Origin of the sequence: Streptomyces odontomachicola, assembly GCF_039605595.1 — a bacterium.
Lineage (GTDB): Bacteria > Actinomycetota > Actinomycetes > Streptomycetales > Streptomycetaceae > Streptomyces.
This window is the reverse complement of record NZ_JBCFOK010000002.1, coordinates 108,542-129,013: the sequence shown is the minus strand read 5'-3', so window position 1 is coordinate 129,013 and position 20,472 is coordinate 108,542. Positions and strand designations below refer to the sequence as shown.

Below are 20,472 nucleotides of genomic sequence, written 5' to 3'. Positions count from 1 at the left end.
CCCGGCGTGACCGGAGTGCCGCCGCCGTGCCGGAAGGAGAAGCGATGGCCGAGGAGACGATGCGCGCGCTGTACGTGCGCTGGCTGGGGGAACTGTGGGGCGGGGACCTCTCCGTCGCCCCGGAGATCGTCGCGCCCGGCTTCGCCATCCACCACGGCGCGATCCAGCCGGGCACCGAGGGCGAGTTGAGCGGTCCGCAGGGCATCGCCGACCTCATCGCGATGAGCCACCAGTGCTTCGAGGAGCTGACCTTCGCACCCGAGGTGGGACCCCTCGTACAGGGTGACCTGCTCTCCGCGCGCTGGGTCGGGCGCGGGCTCTACCAGGGCGGATTCCCCGGTGCGACGGCCGCGCCCGGCACGGAGGTCGTGTTCCGCGGGAACGACATCCTGCGGTACGAGGACGGGCGCTTCGCGGAGTACTGGGTGTGCTCCGACGGGCAGTACCTCAACCAGCAGCTCGGGGTCGCCTGAGCTTCGGGCCTTGTACGGGGTGGGGGCCGGGCTGTGGACCGGGGCGCGGCCCGGAACCGGGATCGGGGCGCGAGCCGGAGCCGGGGTCGGGGCGCGGGCCGGAGCTTGGCCCCGAACCCGGACCTGAGCTCGGCCCGGAGCTTGGGCCCGAACCCGCACCGGAGCTTGAGCCCGAGCTCGGACCGGGGCCTGAGCCCGAGCTCAGGCTGGAGCCCGGCCCAGACTCCCGCCCGGGATGGACGCTCAGCACCCGATCCGCCCCCGTCAGCCGCAACACCCGCCGCACCAGCGGATACCGCGGCACCACCAGGAGCCGCACCCCCTGCCGCCCGGCCAGCGCGTGCAGGGACTCCAGCACGGCGACGCCGGTGACCGTCAGCAGCGTCGCCCGCACATCGACGATCACCGTCGCGGTGATGCAGGCGCGCAGCCGCCGGCTCAGCTCGGCCTCGACGAGGTCCGCGTTGCTGAGGTCGATCTCCTCGCTCACGGCGAGCACGGTGCAGTCGGCGAGGTCGACGCCGTCGGTGCCGTCGAACCAGTCGGCAACGTCGAAGTCCGGTACGGGCATGGTCGGCTCCACAGGAAACGGAGAGAGAAACCGGGCGGTTCCGGGAAGGGCCGCTGCCTGACCTCACCCCGTAATGCTGCCGACCGTAACCAGATATGATCGCGTGGTGAAGGAACTCCCCTCGATCAGGGCGATGTTCGGGAATTCTCCGCATACGGCAGGCCGTACGTGTTAGGAGAAGTCGGGGCCCCGAAGAGCGCTCAGCCCGCCACCAGCATCGCGAGCACCACCACCCCGAGAAGCCCGATGTAGGACCAGGCGTAGACGCGGTCGGGGATGCGCGGCGGGCGGCGGCGCAGCAGGGCGATCACGGGCAGGGCGCCGAGGAGCAGCGCCGCGGCGGCCCGCAGGTCGATCAGGCCCGCCAGGTGTACGGGGGTGTGCGCGGCACTGGGGGCGGACGCGCTGCCGAGGAAGACCGCGGCGGCGGGGAGCGCGATCACGAAGGTGAGGGGGTTGGCCAGCGCGGTCGCCACCTTCATGGGGTGCCCGGCCCGCCGCATCGCGGGGACGGTCATGACGCTGCCGCCCACCCCGAGGAAGGCCGCGACGGCGCCGACGGGTGCGCCGAGCGCGGCGGGCAGGGGGCGGGGCGCCTCTCCGTCGTCCCCCACCGGGGAGGCCGGGCGAAGGAATCCGGGCCGCAGAAGCAAATCGATGATGGTCAGCGCCACGTACGCGATGAAGGCCCAGTGGGCGAGTCCGTCCGGCGCGTAGCGGGTGGCGAGCGCGCCGACCGCGCCGCCGACGGCCATCAGCAGCATCAGTACGCCGCTGCCGCGCAGCCCCGCGAGGACCCTGCGCTGGGTGACGGCGGTGGCGAACGCGGCGTTCACCAGCATCACCAGGGCCGAGGTCGCGGTGGCCACGCGCATCGCGTCGGCGCCCAGCGCGGCGTCGGCCCACACCACGACCGGTACGGCGACGAAGCCGCCGCCGAAGCCGAACAGGACCGTTGTCACACCGGTGAGCAGCCCGATTCCGAGCAAAGCTATGTCGTTCACAGGAGACAACTCCATCAGGGGCGGCGTGCTTCCCGCATGCGATGGTCGGCAGGGTTCTTTCGCGTCTCGGCCACGCGGTGGAACTACAGTGGCGGGGTGAAGAACATCCCGCTGGACACCGTCGACCACGTGGACCGCGCGGTGCTGCCACTCGGCACCGACTATCCGCCGGGCTACCTGCTGGACTGGCACGAGCACCGGCGCGCGCAGTTCCTCTACGGCGCCACCGGCACCATGGTCGTCGACACCGCCGAGGGGAGCTGGACCGTACCGCCCGAGCGCGCGGTGCTGATCCCGGCGGCCACCCAGCACCGGGTGCGGATGCTGGGGGTGAGCACCCGCAGCCTGTACATCGAGCCGGACGCGGTGCCCTGGTGGCCCGCCACCTGCACGGTCGTGGACGTACCGCCGCTGCTGCGCGAACTGCTGCTGGCCGCCGTGGAGTTCGGGCCCGACTACAGCCTCTCCGGGCGCGAGGGTGGCATCGCCGGGCTGCTGCTGCACGAGATCGCCGCGCGCTCCCCGCTCCCCTTCCACGTCGCCGTGCCGGCCTCGCCCGACCTGGCCGAACTGTGCCGCGCCTATCTCGCCGCCCCCGACGCCGGCGTCACCAACGCCGACTGGGCCGCGCGCACGTCCCTCAGCGAACGCGCCTTCACCCGCCGCTTCCGCACCGAGACCGGCGAGAGCCCCGCGGTATGGCGCTCCCGCGCCCGCCTCCTCGCGGCGGTCCCCCTCCTGCGCACCGCCTCGGTAGGCGACGTGGCGGGCCGCCTCGGCTACGCGACCCCCGCAGCCTTCACGGCGGCGTTCACCCGGGCTTTCGGGGTGCCGCCTTCGCGCTTCTCCGGCGCGGCTCAAACGAGGAAATGACGGTGGATCAGGTGTGCCTGATGCGCCCGGGCAGCCATGGCTGACGAGCCCCGCGTGCGCGGGTGGGAGTAGTTGAGGTGCAGGAAATCCCGGTGAGATTGATCTTGATCGTCACGCGGTGTCCGGGTCCTGTGGCGACCTGTTGCCGGTGGGCCGCTTCACCCTCACCCGCTCCCGCCGCGCCCGGCCCGCCGACGGGGGCCGGTCCTCCTGCTTGCCTTCGAGCGCGCTCCAAGTCCTAGTTTCGGGAGCGTTCGTCAGTGCTCGAGGTACCGCCCGGCCCGCCGGGCAGGAGGAGTATCCACGCATGATCACCCGAACCACGCTGGGCTCGCCCGGTCTCACCGTCAGCGCGATGGGCCTGGGGTGCATGGGGATGAGCGAGAGCTACGGCTCGGCCGACTGGGACGGCGGCCTGGCCACCATCGACCGGGCCCTGGAGCTGGGCATCACGTTCCTGGACACCTCCGACTCCTACGGCACCGGGCACAACGAGGTACTGGTGGGCCGGGCCGTCCACGGCCGCCGGGACCAGGTGCAGTTGGCCACCAAATTCGGCATCGACCGCAGCGCCGGCGACGGGGCACGCCGCATCCGCGGTGCCCGGGACTACGTGCTGCGCTCCTGCGACGCCTCGCTGCTGCGGCTGGGCGTCGAGGAGATCGACCTGTACTACGCCCACCGCCCACCCCAGGACGTGGAGATCGAGGAGACCGTCGGGGCGATGGCCGAGCTGGTCGAGGCGGGCAAGGTCCGCCACCTGGGCCTGTCCGAGGTCGACGGCGAGCTGCTGCGCCGGGCGCACGCGGTGCATCCGATCACCGCGGTGCAGAGCGAGTACTCGCTGTGGACCCGCGAGGTGGAGGCGGTCACCCCGGTGATGGCCGAGCTGGGGGTCGGGCTGGTGCCGTACTCGCCGCTGGGGCGCGGGTTCCTGACCGGCACCCTGGACCGCTCCACGCTGGGCGAGAAGGACTTCCGGCGCACCAACCCCCGCTTCGCAGGCGAGGCGGGCGAGGCCAACGAGAAGATCGCGCAGACCGTGCGCGAGGTGGCGGAGCGGTTGGGCGCCACCCCGGCCCAGACGGCGCTGGCCTGGGTGTACGCCCAGGCCGAGCGGCTCGGGGTGGCGGTGGCGGCCATTCCTGGCACCCGCAGCCCGGCCCGGCTGGAGCAGAACGCGGCCGCGCTGGAACTCACCCTGGACACCGAGGCGCTGGCCGCGCTGGACCCGCTGAGCGACCAGGTGCTGGGCGAGCGCTACACCCCCGCGCACACCGCTGAGGTCGCTCGGGGTTAGCCGGTGGGCTCGACGCGCACGACACCGGCTGACACCAAGCGCCAACTGACCGGCCACCAGCACCTCAACAGCCGTGAGCCGCGCCCCCGGACGGAGGCGCGGCTCACGGTTCAACGCGTACGAAGCGATGCGTACGGGGTCAGGGCGTACGGATCAGCGCCCCAACCCCGTACCACCGGCTCACGCCAGGTCGAAGCGGTCCAGGTTCATGACCTTGTCCCAGGCCGCCACGAAGTCCTTGACGAACTTCTCGCCGCTGCCGTTGCTCGCGTAGACCTCGGCCACGGCGCGGAGTTCGGCGTTGGCGCCGAAGACCAGGTCGTTGCGGGTGCCTGTGCCGCGGAGCTTGCCGTCGGCGTCGCGGGCCTCGAACTCGTCCTGCGCCTCCGAGGTCGACTTCCAGGTGACGCCCGGATCGAGGAGGTTGCGGAAGAAGTCGTTGGTCAGCGTGCCGGGGCGGTCGGTGAGCACGCCGTGCTGGGAGCCGCCCTGGTTGGCGCCGAGCACACGCAGCCCGCCCACCAGCACCGTCATCTCGGGAGCGCTGAGGGTGAGCAGGTTCGCGCGGTCCACGAGCAGGTACTCGGCGGGGAGGCGGTTGCCCTTGCCGTGGTAGTTGCGGAAGCCGTCGACCTCGGGCTCCAGCGCCGCGAAGGACTCGGCGTCGGTCTGGTCCTCGGCGGCGTCGACCCGGCCCGGGGTGAAGGGCACCCGGATGTCGTACCCGGCGTCCTTGGCCGCCTTCTCCACCGCGGCGCAGCCGCCGAGCACGATGAGGTCGGCGAGCGAGACCTGCTTGCCGCCGGTGGCCGAGGAGTTGAAGGACTCCTGGACGCCCTCCAGCGCGCGCAGCACCTGCGCGAGCGAGTCCGGGTCGTTCGCCTCCCAACTGCGCTGCGGCTCCAGGCGCACGCGGGCGCCGTTGGCGCCGCCGCGCTTGTCGCTGCCGCGGTAGGTGGAGGCCGAGGCCCAGGCCGCGGAGACGAGCTGCGAGACGGTGACGTCGGTCCCGAGGATCTTCTCCTTGAGGGAGGAGACGTCGGCCTCGTCGATCAGCTCGCCGGTGCGCTCGGGCAGCGGGTCCTGCCAGATCAGCGTTTCGCTGGGGACCTCGGGGCCGAGGTAGCGCACGACCGGGCCCATGTCACGGTGCGTCAGCTTGAACCAGGCGCGCGCGAAGGCGTCGGCGAACTCCTCCGGGTTCTCGTAGTAGCGCCGGGCGATGGGCTCGTACACCGGGTCGTAGCGCAGCGACAGGTCGGTGGTGAGCATCGTCGGGCGGTGCTTCTTCTCCGGGTCGTGCGCGTCCGGGATGATCTCCGGCGCGTCCTTGGCGACCCACTGGTTGGCGCCGGCCGGGCTCTGGGTGAGCTCGTACTCGTACTCGAAGAGGTTCTTGAGGAAGCCGTTGCCCCACTGGGTCGGCGTGGTGGTCCAGGTGACCTCCAGGCCCGAGGTGATGGCGTCCTTGCCGACACCGGTGTTGAAGGTGCTCTTCCAGCCGAGGCCCATCTGCTCCATCGGCGCGGCCTCGGGGTCGGCGCCGACGTTGGAGTCGGGGCCCGCGCCGTGGGTCTTGCCGAAGGTGTGGCCGCCGGCGATGAGGGCGACGGTCTCCTCGTCGTTCATCGCCATGCGCCGGAAGGTCTCACGGATGTCGCGGGCCGCGGCGATCGGGTCCGGATTGCCGTTGGGGCCCTCGGGGTTGACGTAGATGAGGCCCATCTGCACGGCGCCGAGCGGGTTCTCCAGCTCGCGGTCGCCGGTGTAGCGCTGGTCGTCGAGCCAGATGGTCTCGGGGCCCCAGTAGACGTCCTCCTCGGCCTCCCAGGCGTCCACCCGGCCGCCGGCGAAGCCGAAGGTCTGCACGCCCATGGACTCCAGCGCCACGTTGCCGGTGAGGACCAGCAGGTCGGCCCAGGAGATCTTCTCGCCGTACTTCTGCTTGACGGGCCACAGCAGCCGCCGCGCCTTGTCCAGGCTGGCGTTGTCAGGCCAGCTGTTGAGCGGCGCGAAGCGCTGCTGGCCCGAACCGGCGCCGCCGCGGCCGTCGCTGATGCGGTACGTGCCGGCGCTGTGCCACGCCATGCGGATCATCAGCGGGCCGTAGTGGCCGAAGTCGGCGGGCCACCAGTCCTTGGAGTCGGTCAGTACCTCGGCGATGTCCTGTTTGACCGCCGCGAGGTCGAGGGTTTTGAACGCCTCGGCGTAGCTCCACTCCTCGCCCATCGGGTTGGACACCGGGGGATTCTTGGCCAGGATCTTCAGGTTGAGCCGGTCGGGCCACCACTGGCGGTTGCCGCCGCCCTGCGTCGGGTGCGGGGCGCGTCCGTGCACCACGGGACAGCCGCCGGTTTCCGAGGTCGCCTCTGCGGCGTGGGCGTCATTGTTCTCGGGCATGGGAATCCTTCCGGGCCAGACGGTTCACGGTGCTGCTGGGTAACTGGGGGTGGTGGGAACGGCCGTAAGGGAAGCGGTGGTCGGCGGCACCGCCCTCGCCCGTCCGCACGGGCACGTCTGTCGAACCGCCACGGGCATGTCCTTGCCGCCGTCCTGTCCCTTGGCTCACGCTGGAGCCGATCTTACGGTGGACATAGTCCAAGTCAATACGAGAACCAGGGCGCACGGATACCGTTTTCACGGAATTTCATCGGGCGTCGCACCGACGGGTGGTGGCCATGAGTGACCTGCTGGAACGGCTGCGCGAACGCGGCTGGCGGATGACCGCGCAGCGCCGGGTGGTCGCCGAGGTGCTGGACGGCGAGCACGTCCACCTCTCCGCGGACGAAGTGCTGGAACGCGCCTCCGTCCTGCTGCCCGAGATAGCGCGGGCGACCGTCTACAACACCCTCAGCGAACTGGTCTCGCTCGGCGAGGTGACCGAGGTCTCCAGCATCGGCCGCGCCAAGCTGTACGACCCCAACGCCCACCGTCCGCACCACCACTTGGTGTGCTCGCGGTGCGGCACCATCCGCGACGTCCACCCCGGCGGGGACCCCCTCGCCGCCCTCCCCGACGCCGAGCGCTTCGGCTTCACCGTGCACGCGGCCGAGGTCACCTTCCGGGGCGTCTGCGCTGAGTGCCGGGCGGCGTAGGAACGCGGTGGGTACGGCTTCGGCTCCGGCGAGGAGCGCGGTGACTTCACCTTCGCGGCAGGCTCCGGCGTACGCATGCCGTCGATGATCCGCGTCCGGCTGTCCGCGCCGTGGCCCGGCGAGGGCCGCGCCGTGCGGCGGCACGGAGGGCGCGGTGGGGAAGACGCGGGGCGGAGCCTCAGGCGCTCTTCGGCGCCCCCTTCTCATCGCACGGCAGTTGGGAGATGTCGTGGTCGGTGGCGTAGTCCCGGGCCGCCTGGCGGGCGACGTCGCTGATGGCGGTGGGCTGGACGCTGACGGCGCCGCCGAAGGCGTAGTCGACGTCGCGGATGATCACCAGGGCACCGCCCAGCAGCACCGCGAACACCACCATCCCGGTGAGCTGGGCGGCCGCGCGGCGGCGCGGAAGCGCCAGGCCGAGGGCCACCAAGGTCAGTACGAGGCACACGAGCAGGAACCAGAAGACCGGCTCGGGGATGGCCGGGTTGGCCTCGGCGAGACGTTCCTGACGGGCCTTGGCGCGCTCGTTGTCGGCGGACACCAGCATGCCGAAGGAGGGCTCGTCCATCAGCTTCTTGAAGTCCGAGCGCAGATGAGTGCTCCATACGCTCGGCACCGGCGAACTGTCGCCCTCGCGCATAGCGGGCCACTCGTAGGAGCGCACCGCCCGCGCGTAGCAGGCGATGTCGGCCCCCAGTTGCCGGCGCGCGGAGGCCGGGGCGTAGTCGGAGACCTCGTTGAGGTGGTCCACCGCGTTCGCCTCCACCCGGGCCTGCTGCACCGCCGCCCGGTAGGAACCGGAGGCGGTGACCAGGGTGAAGGCGAGCAGCAGCACGGTCAGTGTCTGGAGCGGGCCGACCATGTCACTCAGCTTCAGCCCGTCCTCGTCCTCACCCGCCACCCGGGCGCGCAGCCAGAAATGGGCGACGAAAGCGGCCACCAGGGCAAGAACGACGACGACGATGGGCACGGCGAGCATGCGGACTCCACAACGGACCTCGGGCGGGCACGGCCGAGCGCTCCACACCGCCCGGAGCTCTCTCCCCCGAGATCATCTGCCCGCTCCGGTCCGAGTCCCGCGCGGGCACGCCGTTGTCCCCCGTACGGCAGATCCGCCACGCCGCCTTCTCGCGCCGTCTTCACCCGAGCCGTTCGGGACGTCCGCCCGGGACGTGCGGAAGAGGGGGTCCGGGACGCGCGAAACGTGGTCCGGGACGTGCGGGAAACGGGAATCCAGGACGTGCGCGACGCGTGGCCCGCTCCGGGACCGACCTCCCGGTGCGGACCTCCACGAGCCCGGGCTCACACCCCCAGCGCCCCCACCCGCGCCCGAGTCACCGACGTGGCCAGCGTCGCCGCCGTGCCCAAGCCGCCCATGTCGCGGCGCAGTTCGGACTCGTCGTAGCGGTGGCAGCCGCGGTGCCACACGAGGATGCCGGACATCCAGTTCTGGAGTTCCGCCGCGTAACGGTCCAGCGCGGCGCGCGTCTCCTGCGGCAGGTCCAGGTCCTCGCACAGCGCGGGGATCTGCACCTCCAGCACGTGCTGGAACTCCCGCATCCGGCCGTCGATCAGGTCGTCGACGATCCTGCGCGCCTGAGCCTGCGTACAGTCCAGGAAGCGCTGCGCTACCAGCACCGCGTTGTGGATCTCGCCCTCGAACTCGATCTCCTTGCGGAACGAGAACACGTCGTTGACCAGCCCCGCCCAGTCCGCCGCCGAGTGCTCCAGCGCCTGCACCGGGCGGGAGCGGTAGACCTCGTCGGGGATCACGCCGCCGTGCCCGATGCGCGAGAGGCTCATCGTGAGGTCGGCACCGAAGGTCTTGCGGCGCATCTCGATGTAGTCCACCGGCTCGGGAACCCTGCGCTCGGCCGCGTTGACCAGCTCCCACACCCACGACGCGGTCATGTCGGTGATGGTGCGCCGGAAGGTGGCCCGCGCCTGGTGGGTCATCGGCGCGGCGGTGCGCACCCACAGGTCGTACAGAGAGCGCTCCAGCGCCGTGCCCGGCGGCCTCGGCGGCGTACCGGCGTCCAGCGGCATGAAGTCCGCCAGGCCGTCGGTGTAGCGCTTGGCCGCTGCCAGGTTGCCGGTGCGCCCGAAGACGAGCGGGTAGTAGTCGTCGCCGTACGTGCCCCAGGCGAGCCAGCCCGAGGTCAGGTCCAGGCCCTCGGGGGTGGCGTCCGGGTGGATGCCGGCCGAGCACAGCGGCAGGTCGGCGGCGCGCAGCTTGGCCTCGTCCCACACGCCCTCCGAGGTGATGCCGAACTCCCGGCACCAGCGCACGAGTTTCTCCCGGGCGCCGTCCAGATGCGCCGAGCGCTTCGCCGCGTACGGCATGTGCGGATCGGGCTCCGGGAGCCCGGCGGCGGGCTGCTGTACGTGGGTGTGGCTGCGCAGTCGCTGCGGCATGGTGTGCGCGTACGACTCCGCGAGGCGGGCCGCACTCGTACCCAGGCCGGTGGGCCCGGTGGGCAGGAGGGGGCCGCCGTCCGGGCCGGGGCCCGATTCGCGCATGTAGCGGCTGGAGCGGCGGTGCCACTCGTGCCCGCCGGACTGCCAGTCCTGGAGGCCCTTGGTGTACGCGGCGATGCGCACCTGCTCGTCGGGCGTGAGCCCGTGCTCGGCGCACAGCGGCGGCACCTCGGTCAGCGCGGTGTGCTCGAACTGGTGCAGCCGGGCCGTGAGCAGCTCGTTGACCTTGTCCGCTGCCTCCTGGGTGGTGCACTCCAGAAAGGTCTCGAAGACGAGGACGCCGTTGGAGAGTTCGCCTTCCTCCTCGACCTCCCGCTGGTAGGAGAAGAGGTCGTTACGGAGGTGTACGGCGTCGGAGAAGGTGTCGCGCAGTACCGACAGGGGCCGGGAGCGGGCGACTTGCGCGGGCACCTCGGCGTGCGCGGCGTACTCCACGAGCCCGGCCGACCAGGGCGCGCCGCCCACCTTGCGGCGCATCTCGATGTACTCCAGCGGGTTGGAGACCCGCCCGATCTCGATGTTGGACAGCTCCCACATCGACTCGTCCAGCAGGGCGGCGGTGGCCTCGGTGAAGCGCTCGCGCCAGCCGTCGGTCATGTGCGGGACGGTGCGCCGCCACAGGTCCGCGAGGCCGGTCTCCACCGGGTCGCGCGGCTCCGGCATGGGCGCGGCCGGGTCGGCGGGCATGAACTCCCGCAGCCGCTCCAGGTGTTCACGCGCTGCGGCGGTGTCCCGCGTGTACTTGTACTTCTCCAGGAAGTGGTCGTCGAAGAAGAACACCCACACATACCAGTCGGTGACCGTCGCCAGCCGCTCGGCGGAGGCGTCGGGGTGGGTGTAGGCGCACAGCAGGGGGTAGTCGTGCGCGTCGTATTCGGCGGTGTCCCAGATGCCCGACCCTTCGAGCATGCCCATCTCCCCCGCCCAGGCCCGCGAGTGGACGCGGACCTCTTCCAGGTGGGGGCTCAGGCGGGCCGGGTACGGCTCGTAGAAGTCGGGCAGCTCGAAGGGCTTGGCCATCGTCTTTCGTCCTCCTCTGTGTCCGCCCGGGGTCAGCCGCGGCGGTGGTGGACGTCGACGTCCTCCAGGACCCCGAGCGCGTCGGGGACCAGCACGGCGGCCGAGTAGTAGGTGGAGACCAGGTAGGAGATGACGGCCTTGTCGTCGATGCCCATGAAGCGGGCGTTGAGGCCGGGCTCGATCTCGTCCGGGATGCCGGTCTGGTGCAGGCCGACGACGCCCTGGTCGTCCTCGCCCAAGCGCATCGCCAGGATCGAGGAGGTGCCCTGCTCGGTGACCGGGATCTTGTTGCAGGGAAGGATCGGCACGCCGCGCCAGGCCGGTACGGACTGGCCGTCGAAGTCGGCGTTGGCCGGGTAGAGCCCGCGGTGGTTCATCTCGCGGCCGATGGCGGCGATCGCCTTGGGGTGGGCGAGCATCACGCGGGTGCTGCGGCGGCGCGCGAGCAGGTCGTCCAGGTCGTCGGGGGTGGGAGGACCGGAGTGTGTGCGGATGCGCTGCTTGTAGTCGGCGTTGTGCAGCAGCCCGAACTCGCGGTTGTTGACGAGCTCGTGCTCCTGGCGCTCGCGCAGGGCCTCGACCGTGAGCCGCAGTTGCTGCTCGGTCTGGTTCATGGGCTTGTTGTAGAGGTCCGCGACGCGGGAGTGCACCCGCAGCACGGTCTGCGCGACGCTCAGCTCGTACTCGCGCGGCTTGAGTTCGTAGTCCACGAACGTGCCGGGCAGCACGGGCTCGCCGCTGTGCCCCGAGGACATGGCGATGTCGGCCTCGCCGTGCTTGTTCTGCTCGTGCGCCGACATCGCGCGGAAGGCGGTGACGTGTTCGCGCAGCGAGGGGGTGCGCTCCACGAGCCGCTCGAAGTCGTCGCGGTGGAGCTGGAGCAGGGTGCCCGAGGTCAGCGCCGTGGCGGTGGCGTCCCATGTGGCGGGCTCGCCGGACAGCGCGTGCTCGCCGAAGCGGTCGCCCTCGGCGACGGTCTCGATCACCGAGTCCTCGTCGTACTTGCCCGCACGGGTGCGGCGTACGCGGCCGTGCGCGATCAGGCGTACGTACTGCACGTCCTCGCCCTGGCGCGCCAGGACCTCGCCGACCTCGAAGTCGTGCTGGGTGAAGGCGTCGGCCAGCGCGGAGAGCGCCTGGGAGTCCTCGAAGCCGCGGAAGATGCCGAGTTCGCCGAGCTCCGGGGGTATGACGCGGACGTTCGCGCCGGTCTGCTCGAACTCGATGCGGCCGTCGCCGACGGTGTAGGTCAGGCGCCGGTTGACGCGGTAGACGCCGCCCTCGGTCTGCACCCACGGCAGGACCCGCAGGAGCCAGCGCGAGGTGATGCCCTGCATCTGCGGGGCGGACTTGGTGGTGGTCGCGAGCTGCCGCGCGGCGGCGGTGCTGAGGGACTGCGGGGGCTGCTCAGCCTCTCCGGCCTGAGGCTGGGGCAGGGTGGTCATGCATATCCTCCGGTCAACTACGGGCGGCCGGGCACCGCCTGTCGACTCGTCACATTAGGACCTGCGCGAATCCATGATCAACTTGGGCCGCCGCGTGACGGTCCGGTGAGAATCCGCTGGTCACGGGCACTTCTTGAAGACATCTCGGCGCGATACCCTCCGCGGGCTTACGGCTCTTCGAGACGGCCGGTGGTTCCGTGCTCTCGCATACGTACGCCCCCTGCTCTCACGTACGTACGCGAGAGCAGGGGGCGAAGGGGCGCCGTACGCGGCCTCCGGGCCGCTCAGGCGGCCCTGCGGCCCCTGCGGGAGCGCGGAGCGCGGGAGGGAGCGGACGAACCGGAGCCAGAGGTGCGAGAAGTGGAAGGGGCGGAGCCCGAGCCCGACGTGCGGGGTGCCGCGGAGCCCGTGCGGGATCCTCCACCGCGGCGCGAGCGGCGGCCGCGGCCCGCGGGGGCCGGGGAACCGCCGCCCCCGGAGCGGCGCTTGGGGGTCTCCTTCGCGGGCTGGGCCGGTGGGGCGATGGTCACCGGTATGCCGGAGGGCTCGCGGGCGCCGGTGACGCGGGCGAGTTCGGCGTCGTCCGGGCGCACCCTGAGGGTGTTCGGGGTGACCCCCGCCGCGCTGAACAGCCGCTTCATCTCGCGCTGTTGCTCACCGAGTACGAGGGTGACCACGCTGCCCGAGCCACCGGCGCGGGCGGTGCGGCCGCCGCGGTGCAGGTAGTCCTTGTGGTCGTTGGGCGGGTCCACGTTCACGACCAGATCGAGGTCGTCGACGTGGATGCCGCGCGCGGCCACGTTGGTGGCCACCAGCGCCGTAACCGGTCCGGTCTTGAACTGTTCCAACGTGCGGTTGCGCTGATTCTGCGACTTCCCGCCGTGCAGCGCCGACGCGTGCACCCCGCTGGCCAGCAGGCGCTTCGTCAGCCGGTCGGCGCCCCGCTTGGTCGCCACGAACAGCAGCACCCTCCCGTCGCGCGCGGCGATGCGCAGCGCTGTCTCGTGCTTGTCCTCGTCCGCGACGCGCAGCACGTAGTGATCCATGGTCGTCACGGCACCGGCGGAGGGGTCGACCGAGTGCACGACGGGATCGGTGAGGAAATTCCGTACGAGGCGGTCCACGTCGCGGTCCAGGGTGGCCGAGAACAGCATCCGCTGACCGTCCGGGCGCACCTGCCGCAGCAGGGCCGTGACCTGCGGCAGGAAGCCCATGTCGGCCATCTGGTCCGCCTCGTCGAGGACGGTGGTGCGCACCTGGTCCAGCCGGCAGTCGCCGCGCTCGATCAGGTCCTTGAGCCGCCCCGGGGTGGCGATGAGCACCTCGGCGCCCTCGCGCAGCCTGCTGCTCTGCCGGGAGATGGCCATGCCGCCGACCGCCGTCGCCAGCCGCAGGGACAGGGCACGGGCGTACGGGGTGAGCGCGTCGGCGACCTGCTGGGCCAGCTCACGGGTGGGCACGAGGACGAGGCCGAGCGGCTGCCGCGCCGCGGCCCGCTCCCCCGCCGTACGCGCGAGCAGCGCGAGACCGAAGGCGAGGGTCTTGCCCGAACCGGTGCGTCCGCGCCCCAGGACGTCCCGCCCCGCGAGCGAACTGGGCAGGGTCACGGCCTGGATCGGGAACGGGGCCGACTTGCCCTCCCGCTCCAGCGCCGCCAACAGGGCCTTGGGGAGCCCGAGTTCGGCGAAGGTGGAGACGGCGGGCGGTGCTTCGGTTTCGGCCGCCGGCTCCGCGTCGTCGGCCGGTCCCGTGCCGTTCGCCGGGCCGGCCTGTACGGGGCGCTGCGAGGCCGGGGCCTTCGTGCGGCGCTTCGGGCGGCCCTGCGCCTGCGCCGTGCGCTTCTTGGCGGGATCCTTCGCGGACCGGTCTGCCGCAGTCCGTTCCGTCGCGGGGCGCTCCGTCGCCGGGCGTTCCGTCGTGGAACGGTCCGACGCGGGCCGGCCCTCGGCGCGCCCCTCGGCGGAGTTGCGCGGGCGGCGGGAGCGGCGGCTTTGCGGGGCTGTGGTGCGCTGGCGACTGCGGTTGTCTTCGCGGTCGGGGCTCATTCAGAACCTCCCTCGTAGCGGCGCGTCTCGAGGAAGACCTGCGGCGGCGGACAACCGCGCAGCGATCGCAAGAACGAGCCGGGAAATAGCGAGCGGATTCCCGCTGCCGTCGTACGGGCTCCGTCTCGGGACGAGGGGCCGGGGCGCGGGAGGGGCGCCGGAGCGCCGTCGTACGCGCGGGGTGCGGGATGGTCCGGCGTGCGCGTACGGAAAAGGCTGTTCAACAAGAGGCAGGGGCCGCAAGCGTGTTGCGGCCCCTGCCCGTGGGCGCTAGGCGCGCCCGAGAGCGCGGATCACACGAAGGTGATGCCGTCCGCCTGCAGGCCCTTGGTGCCCTGCACGACCTCGAACTCCACCTTCTGCCCCTCGATCAGCTCACGGAAGCCCGTGGCGTTGATGTTGGAGTAGTGGGCGAAGACGTCGGCGCCGCCGCCGTCCTGCTCGATGAAGCCGAAGCCCTTTTCGCTGTTGAACCACTTCACGGTGCCGGTAGCCATCTTCTGTCTCCTTCGGGGCAGTGCCGGAGATCCGCACTGCGCGGACCTCGGTCGCGTGCTGAGTAACCCCATCCGGAGAATGCACCGGAAAAACAAAAGTGCGCCTGAAAGGTTCAAGAACCAGCAGGCGCACACAAAGTACATGGGAACCACAACTGCAACTGGGGTAAACGGTAACACGGCGACGGCCGCGGTGATCCGTACTGGTGGATCCATGCAGGTCAGGGACTCCCCAGGGTCAGCGCCGCTGCGGCCCGTGGGATGCGCCGAGGAGCGCCATGGCGGCGTTGTGGCCCGGGATGCCGCTGACGCCTCCGCCGCGTACGGCGCCTGCCCCGCACAGCAGGACGTTCGCGTACGCGGTCTCCACGCCCCACCTGCCCGTGCCCGCGCCCCTCTCCGTGCCCGCGTCCTCCTCCGTACCGCCGTAGGGGAAAGACAGGTCGCGGTGGAAGATGTGACCGGCCGGGAGCCCCAGGTCCGCCTCCAAATCCTGCGGGGTCTTGGCCTCGATGCAGGGGCGGCCGTCGGCGTCGGTCGCCAGGCACTCCTCGACCGGTTCCTCCAGGCAGGCGTCCAGCGGCGCCAGCACGGCGCGCAGCGCCTCCTCGCGGGCCGTGTCCCCGGCGCCCTCGAAGATCCTGGCCGGCATGTGCAGGCCGAACAGGGTGAGGGTGTGGCAGCCGCGCCCGGCCGCCTCGGGCCCGAGGATCGAGGGGTCGGTGAGCGAGTGGCAGTAGATCTCCGACGGCGGCGTATCCGGCATCCGGCCCGCCGCCGCTTCGCGGTAGGCGTCCTCGAGCTGGCCGTAGGACTCGGCGACGTGGAAGGTGCCGGCGAAGGCGTCGCGGGGGTCGGCCTTGGGATCCCGCAGGCGCGGCAGCCGCCGCAGCAGCATGTTGACCTTGAGCTGCGCGCCCTCGGGGGCGGGCCGGCCATCCTGTGGCTCCTCCCCCAGAAGGCGGTCGAGCGTGGTGGGGGCGACGTTCGCCAGGACGGAACCGGCGGCCACCGTCCCCTCGTACTCCCCCGCCCGATAGCGGACCTCCGCACGGGCGCCGTCGGTGTCGATGCGTACGGCTTCGTGACCGGTGCGGATGTCGGCGCCCGCGTCGAGGGCCGCGTCCCGCAGCGCGTCGGTGAGCGCGCCCATGCCGCCGACGGGCACGTCCCAGTCGCCGGTGCCGTTGCCGATCACGTGGTAGAGGAAGCAGCGGTTGGGCAGCAGCGACGGGTCGTGGGCGTGCGCGAAGGTGCCGATCAGCCCGTCCGTGAGCACCACGCCCCGCACGAGGTCGTGGGAGAACCGCTCCTCGATCGTCTCCCCCAGCGGGCGCTCGAACAGCGCCTCCCACGCCTCCCTGTCGTCCACGATCCGCTCCAGCTCGGCGCGGCCGGGCAGCGGTCCCGTGAGGGTGGGGAAGACGCGCTCGGCGACGCGCTGTGTCATCGCGTAGAAGCGCTGCCAGGCGTCGAACTCGGCGTCGGAGCCCGTGAGTTCGCGGAAGGACTCGCGGGTCCGCGCCTCGTCGTCCTGCACCAGGAGCCCGGTGGCCCGGCCATTCGCGACGGTGGGCGTGTACGAGGCGATGCGGCGCCTGCGCGTGCGGAACCTCAGCCCCAGGTCGTCCACGATCTTCCGCGGCAGCAGGCTGACCAGGTACGAGTAGCGCGACAGCCGCGCGTCCCAGCCGCTGAAGGCCCGCGCCGAGACGGCCGCGCCCCCGGTGTGCCCCTGCCGCTCCAGCACGAGCACGCTCCGCCCGGCGCGAGCCAGATACGCCGCGGCCACGAGCCCGTTGTGCCCACCACCGACGACGACCACGTCGTAGGAGGAACGGCCAGCTCCGGGCACCTGCCCGGCTCCGGCGTCCACGGCTGCTGAGGAAACGGAAGAGGAGCGTTGCACAGAGTCCTCCAGACGATCGAATGACGCTCATAAACGAGGGCGCAGCCCCCGCCGGCCTCCCCACATACCCGCACCGGGCGCGCCCCCAACTCATGGACTTGCCTCCGGTCCGAAGACTTCCGGCGTGCGGGCGGCGAGTGCCGACGCCGACGTACCCCTCGCTCGCCGCCCTCGACTGACTGATCAGCGAGTGGGCCGCCGCAACGGCCCCCGCTGCGCACCCCAGCACGTGTCGGCCCACGCACCCCTCAGAGCTCCTTCACTCCCCCTCCTCCACCCCCGTTCCCCGGATCCGGGCGGTGGCGGTGGGCCGGTGGGGTGCGGTGGGAGCGGGGTGGGCGGGTGAGGGAGAGCTGGCCCATGTGCTGGGCGAAACAGGCCAGTGCGGCCACCGGGGGGAGCCCCGATACCAGGACGCCGGTGAGCGTCTGCGGGGCCTCGCTGACGCAGAGCGCCGCGGCGAGGGCGACGCAGAAGACGACCAGGAGCCATGCGCGTACCGCGCGTCTGCGGTGGAGCGTGGCGCGCAGGATCGTGAAGTACGCGACCAGCCACGGGGCGAAGATCAGCAGCGGCCAGCAGCGCGCGACCTCAGGAGGCGCGGCCTGGGCCGCGGCGTGCTCCAGGGGCGAGTAGGAGACCACGGCGCCGAACACGCTCACCGCGATGACCACCACGGAGGTGAGGAGCGCGAGCCCGATGCTGGCGCCCCTGAGCCAGTTCTGTTTGGACAGCAGCCGCGGTGGGCGGCGGTGCGAGGACGGGGGCGCGCTGGGGCGCGGCACATCCGCGGTGTCTCCGATGTCCCCGACGGCACCGTCAGGACCGACGCCCCCGGCGCCCCCGACCGCGTCGGCCGCCGAGGCGGCCAGCAGCTCGGCGAGTTCGTCGTCCAGGTACAGCAGCTCCTCGGCCGGATCCGGATCCGGGTCCGCCTCGACCGGGTAATGCGCGTCGTGCGGCACACCGTCCGCATCCGGATTCTCCGGCGGCACGGATGTGTACGGCGGGTACGGCGGGTACGGCGTGTACCCGGGAAGTCCCTCTCCCCCGTTATGCGTCATCGGCGCTCTCGTCCCCCTCCGGCAGCAAGGGGGAAATCCTCCGGTGGAAGCTCGTCTGGATCTCCTGCATCTCCCTGTCGAAGGAGTCGAGCAGATCGGTGCACGGTCCGTGAATTCGTGAGCCTTTTACGGGTACCTGTAGCTGCATCACCTCATCGGGGTCCCACTGCTGCTCCTGCTGGGACCTGAGGATCTTCCGTGTTTTCACCTCCGGTGAACGACCGGACCGGTGTTCCGCGTTGCCCGCCGAATGAGTGGTCTCGCGGCCCCGCCTCCGCAAATCAGGCCTCGTGCCCGGGCTCCCCCGCACGAGCTCCGGTGGTACGAGGGGGCGCTAGTCGTACTTCTCGTACTGCCTGACACGACGCCACTCGCGGTTTTCCCGAAAAGCACAGTGGGGTCACGCGAGGTGTCTCCGCAAGGACGCGCACCATGTGATTTCGCGGATGCGGTGGAGCCGTCGATGCGGCTGTTTCAGTGGAATTCCTCGGCATACCCATCCGACAATTGGGTGCTTTCGCGCAACGTGCCGCCTCTTCTTTTATGGCGCGATCGTTCGATGAAGCGTCCGGTCGTGCAGATAAACGCAGGAGGAGCGCTCATGACCGTCAGTTGGGCGAAGGGGATCGCCATCACCGAACCCGCCCCCAGACCGGCACGGCTGGCGCGTTATCTGGCCCCGCACTGGCGGGGCCTGACGTCCCTGGAGACCGAGGACGGCATCGGCATGCTGCCCGCGGTCGTCGCCGTGCTCCTCGCCTCCGGCGCGGTCTTCGGCGGCGTCGGCGGCGCCGCGGCCTACCTCGGCTCCCACCTGTGCGGCGGGCGCCACCTGGTGTGGTGGTGGACCGGCATCGACGTACTCCTGGCGCTGGCGCTCGCCGCCTCGTACTGGCTGGTGGGCCGCTACGGGCTGCGGTTCTACGACGCCGACCCGACGACCAACGGGCTCTGGCGCCTGGTCACGGTCGGCAACTCCGCCTGGCGCTGCCTGCCCCGGCACCAGCGCAAGGCGCAGCGCCCCCGCCTGCGCGCGCTGAACACCACCGCGCGCCTCCTGCTCACCGAGCCGGACGACGCGAATAGCTGGGAGATCATGGCCGTGCACGCCGCCGCGCTGCGGCACTTGTCCACGACCGTCCTCAACGACAGCGCCCGCGAGGTCTCCTGCGGCACCGTCACCCTCGAGGTGCGCTCGGCCCCGCACGTCGACGTTCCCGAGCGCAGGCACCCCGTGCTGGAGGCCACGGGCGCCTCGCCGTCCGCCTACGTCACCACGGGGCACGGCAGCGGCTCCGGGTGAGTGAACGCCCGTCGGGAGCCGTTCACTCACGCTCCGTTCGCGCCATCGGTGGGAAGAACTCCTCGGAGGGGGGCTGAAATCCGGGAGGCAGGACGGAATGACGTACGCACCACAAGACGGCGACTTCGGGCTCACTCAGATCACGGGAAACGTCGGCCGGCTCATACGGCTCGGGCAGTGGCTCAACGGTGACGGCTTCGCCGACTATCAGCACGCCTTCGTGTACGTGGGCGAAGGGCAGGTCGTCGAGGCGATGCCGGGCGGCGCCGAGCGCGCCCTGCTGTCCAAGTACGACGCGGCGCGTGTGGCCTGGTACTCGTGCCCGCGCGAGCACGCGTCCGCGATATGCGAGCAGGCCACGAACCTGATCGGCACCCCGTACAGCTTCCTGGACTACCTGGCGCTGGCCGCCCTGCGCCTGAAGCTGCCGCTCGCGTCCCGGCTGCTGCGCGGTTACGTGGCGAGCAGCGGCCACTTGATCTGCTCGGCCCTGGTGGACCGGGCCTACGAGCGCGGCGGCGTCAACCTGTTCACCGACGGCCGCCTGCCCGGCGACGTGACCCCGCTCGACCTGTACGGCCTCATCCGGAAACAGCGCCAGAAGGCGGAAGCGGCATAAGCCCCTGACGGCTCAGCGTGTACGGCCGGGATTCGTCCCGGCCGCCCCCTCCGACCGCGCCGCTCCCTCCGGCCGCGCCCACAGCGAGCGCACATGGCCCAAGTGGCGTGCCATGCACTGCTCGGCGGCGCTTCTGTCGCCGGCGAGGATGAGGTCGAGGAGTTCGTGGTGCTCCTCGGCCGAGGCGACCAGTCTGTCCTGCTCGGACAGGCCGGTCAGGCCGTACAGGCGGGAGCGTTTGCGCAGGTCGCCTACGGTTTCCACCAGGCGCTCGTTGCCCGCGAGGAGGAGCAGGGCGAGGTGGAAGCGGCGGTCGGCGTCGAGGTAGCCGATGAGGTCGTCGGCGCGTGCGGTGCGGACGATCTCGTCGGCCAGCGGGCGCAGTTCGGCGAGCTGCTCCGGGGACGCGGTCTCGGTGACCTTGCCGATGGTCGGCACCTCGATGAGCACCCGCAGCTCGGTGTACTGGTCCAGGTCGCGCTCGCTGACCTCGGTGACCCGGAAGCCCTTGTTGCGCACCGGCTCGACCAGCCCTTCGCGTGCCAGGTCGAGCATGGCCTCGCGCACGGGGGTGGCGGAGATCCCGAAGTTCGCGGCAAGGCCGGGCGCCGAGTAGACCTGGCCCGGGCGGAGTTCGCCGGAGATCAGCGCGGCGCGCAGCGCGTGGGCGACCTTGTCGCGCAGCCGCTCCTGTACGGGGATCAGATGCCGGTCGAGGGAACCCATCGCTGCTCCTCCGGGACTCCGCGGCGCCGGGAGCCCGCGGAGGAACAGCG

The 20,472-nt window shown here is 71.6% G+C and carries 17 protein-coding genes; 6 read left to right on the top strand and 11 right to left on the bottom strand.

Annotation, left to right across the window (positions count from 1 at the left end):
- Positions 1-44: 44 nt before the first annotated feature.
- Positions 45-473 carry an ester cyclase gene (locus ABEE00_RS03285; RefSeq protein ID WP_345743667.1) on the top strand — a complete coding sequence of 143 codons (429 nt, stop codon included), beginning with the start codon at positions 45-47 and terminating at the stop codon, positions 471-473.
- Here the strand turns inward: ABEE00_RS03285 and ABEE00_RS03280 are convergent.
- Together ABEE00_RS03280 and ABEE00_RS03275 are read right to left on the bottom strand one after the other, a co-directional pair.
- The gene (locus ABEE00_RS03280) at positions 448-1,044 is read right to left on the bottom strand and encodes an STAS domain-containing protein (protein ID WP_345743666.1); all 597 of its coding nucleotides are present in this window, start codon (positions 1,042-1,044) and stop codon (positions 448-450) included. The two genes, ABEE00_RS03285 and ABEE00_RS03280, sit on opposite strands and share 26 nt — an antisense overlap.
- A gap of 200 nt (positions 1,045-1,244) precedes the next feature.
- On the bottom strand, positions 1,245-2,063 hold the full coding sequence (locus ABEE00_RS03275) for a sulfite exporter TauE/SafE family protein (protein WP_451918486.1): 819 nt from the start codon (positions 2,061-2,063) through the stop codon (positions 1,245-1,247).
- A gap of 81 nt (positions 2,064-2,144) precedes the next feature.
- Between ABEE00_RS03275 and ABEE00_RS03270 the strand changes: the two genes are divergently transcribed.
- Both ABEE00_RS03270 and ABEE00_RS03265 read left to right on the top strand, forming a co-directional pair.
- Entirely contained in the window at positions 2,145-2,921 is a 777-nt protein-coding gene (locus ABEE00_RS03270) for an AraC family transcriptional regulator (protein ID WP_345743664.1), read from the top strand.
- 307 nt (positions 2,922-3,228) lie between these two features.
- Positions 3,229-4,221, top strand: a complete 993-nt coding sequence (locus tag ABEE00_RS03265; RefSeq protein WP_345743663.1) for an aldo/keto reductase — start codon at positions 3,229-3,231, stop codon at positions 4,219-4,221.
- Between the two features lie 180 nt (positions 4,222-4,401).
- On the opposite strand, the gene katG is transcribed toward ABEE00_RS03265, so the two are convergent.
- Positions 4,402-6,621, bottom strand: coding sequence for a catalase/peroxidase HPI (gene katG / locus ABEE00_RS03260; RefSeq protein ID WP_345743662.1), 2,220 nt, complete (start codon positions 6,619-6,621; stop codon positions 4,402-4,404).
- Between the two features lie 278 nt (positions 6,622-6,899).
- Between katG and ABEE00_RS03255 the strand changes: the two genes are divergently transcribed.
- Positions 6,900-7,316, top strand: a complete 417-nt coding sequence (locus tag ABEE00_RS03255; RefSeq protein WP_345743661.1) for a Fur family transcriptional regulator — start codon at positions 6,900-6,902, stop codon at positions 7,314-7,316.
- 178 nt (positions 7,317-7,494) lie between these two features.
- Here ABEE00_RS03255 and ABEE00_RS03250 read toward each other — a convergent pair whose 3' ends face one another.
- The 7 genes from ABEE00_RS03250 to ABEE00_RS03220 all read right to left on the bottom strand — a co-directional run bounded on the left by ABEE00_RS03250 (position 7,495) and on the right by ABEE00_RS03220 (position 17,705).
- Positions 7,495-8,295 carry a bestrophin-like domain gene (locus ABEE00_RS03250; RefSeq protein ID WP_345743660.1) on the bottom strand — a complete coding sequence of 267 codons (801 nt, stop codon included), beginning with the start codon at positions 8,293-8,295 and terminating at the stop codon, positions 7,495-7,497.
- Positions 8,296-8,618: 323 nt separating this feature from the next.
- A complete protein-coding gene (locus tag ABEE00_RS03245) occupies positions 8,619-10,814 on the bottom strand; it encodes a terpene synthase family protein (protein WP_345743659.1) in 2,196 nt (731 codons plus the stop codon).
- 32 nt (positions 10,815-10,846) lie between these two features.
- The gene (locus ABEE00_RS03240; protein ID WP_345743658.1) at positions 10,847-12,259 is read right to left on the bottom strand and encodes a family 2B encapsulin nanocompartment shell protein; all 1,413 of its coding nucleotides are present in this window, start codon (positions 12,257-12,259) and stop codon (positions 10,847-10,849) included.
- Positions 12,260-12,543: 284 nt separating this feature from the next.
- The gene (locus tag ABEE00_RS03235) at positions 12,544-14,304 is read right to left on the bottom strand and encodes a DEAD/DEAH box helicase (RefSeq protein WP_345743657.1); all 1,761 of its coding nucleotides are present in this window, start codon (positions 14,302-14,304) and stop codon (positions 12,544-12,546) included.
- A gap of 293 nt (positions 14,305-14,597) precedes the next feature.
- Positions 14,598-14,801 carry a cold-shock protein gene (locus ABEE00_RS03230; protein WP_345743656.1) on the bottom strand — a complete coding sequence of 68 codons (204 nt, stop codon included), beginning with the start codon at positions 14,799-14,801 and terminating at the stop codon, positions 14,598-14,600.
- A gap of 238 nt (positions 14,802-15,039) precedes the next feature.
- A complete protein-coding gene (locus ABEE00_RS03225; RefSeq protein ID WP_345743655.1) occupies positions 15,040-16,677 on the bottom strand; it encodes a phytoene desaturase family protein in 1,638 nt (545 codons plus the stop codon).
- Positions 16,678-16,958: 281 nt separating this feature from the next.
- Positions 16,959-17,705: a DUF2637 domain-containing protein gene (locus ABEE00_RS03220; RefSeq protein WP_345743654.1), complete on the bottom strand. Its 747-nt coding sequence runs from the start codon at positions 17,703-17,705 to the stop codon at positions 16,959-16,961.
- A gap of 670 nt (positions 17,706-18,375) precedes the next feature.
- Between ABEE00_RS03220 and ABEE00_RS03215 the strand changes: the two genes are divergently transcribed.
- Together ABEE00_RS03215 and ABEE00_RS03210 are read left to right on the top strand one after the other, a co-directional pair.
- Entirely contained in the window at positions 18,376-19,077 is a 702-nt protein-coding gene (locus tag ABEE00_RS03215; protein WP_345743653.1) for a hypothetical protein, read from the top strand.
- 97 nt (positions 19,078-19,174) lie between these two features.
- Positions 19,175-19,696, top strand: coding sequence for a hypothetical protein (locus tag ABEE00_RS03210; RefSeq protein WP_345743652.1), 522 nt, complete (start codon positions 19,175-19,177; stop codon positions 19,694-19,696).
- Between the two features lie 12 nt (positions 19,697-19,708).
- Here the strand turns inward: ABEE00_RS03210 and ABEE00_RS03205 are convergent, their stop codons facing one another.
- Positions 19,709-20,422: a GntR family transcriptional regulator gene (locus ABEE00_RS03205; RefSeq protein WP_345743651.1), complete on the bottom strand. Its 714-nt coding sequence runs from the start codon at positions 20,420-20,422 to the stop codon at positions 19,709-19,711.
- Positions 20,423-20,472: the final 50 nt, after the last annotated feature.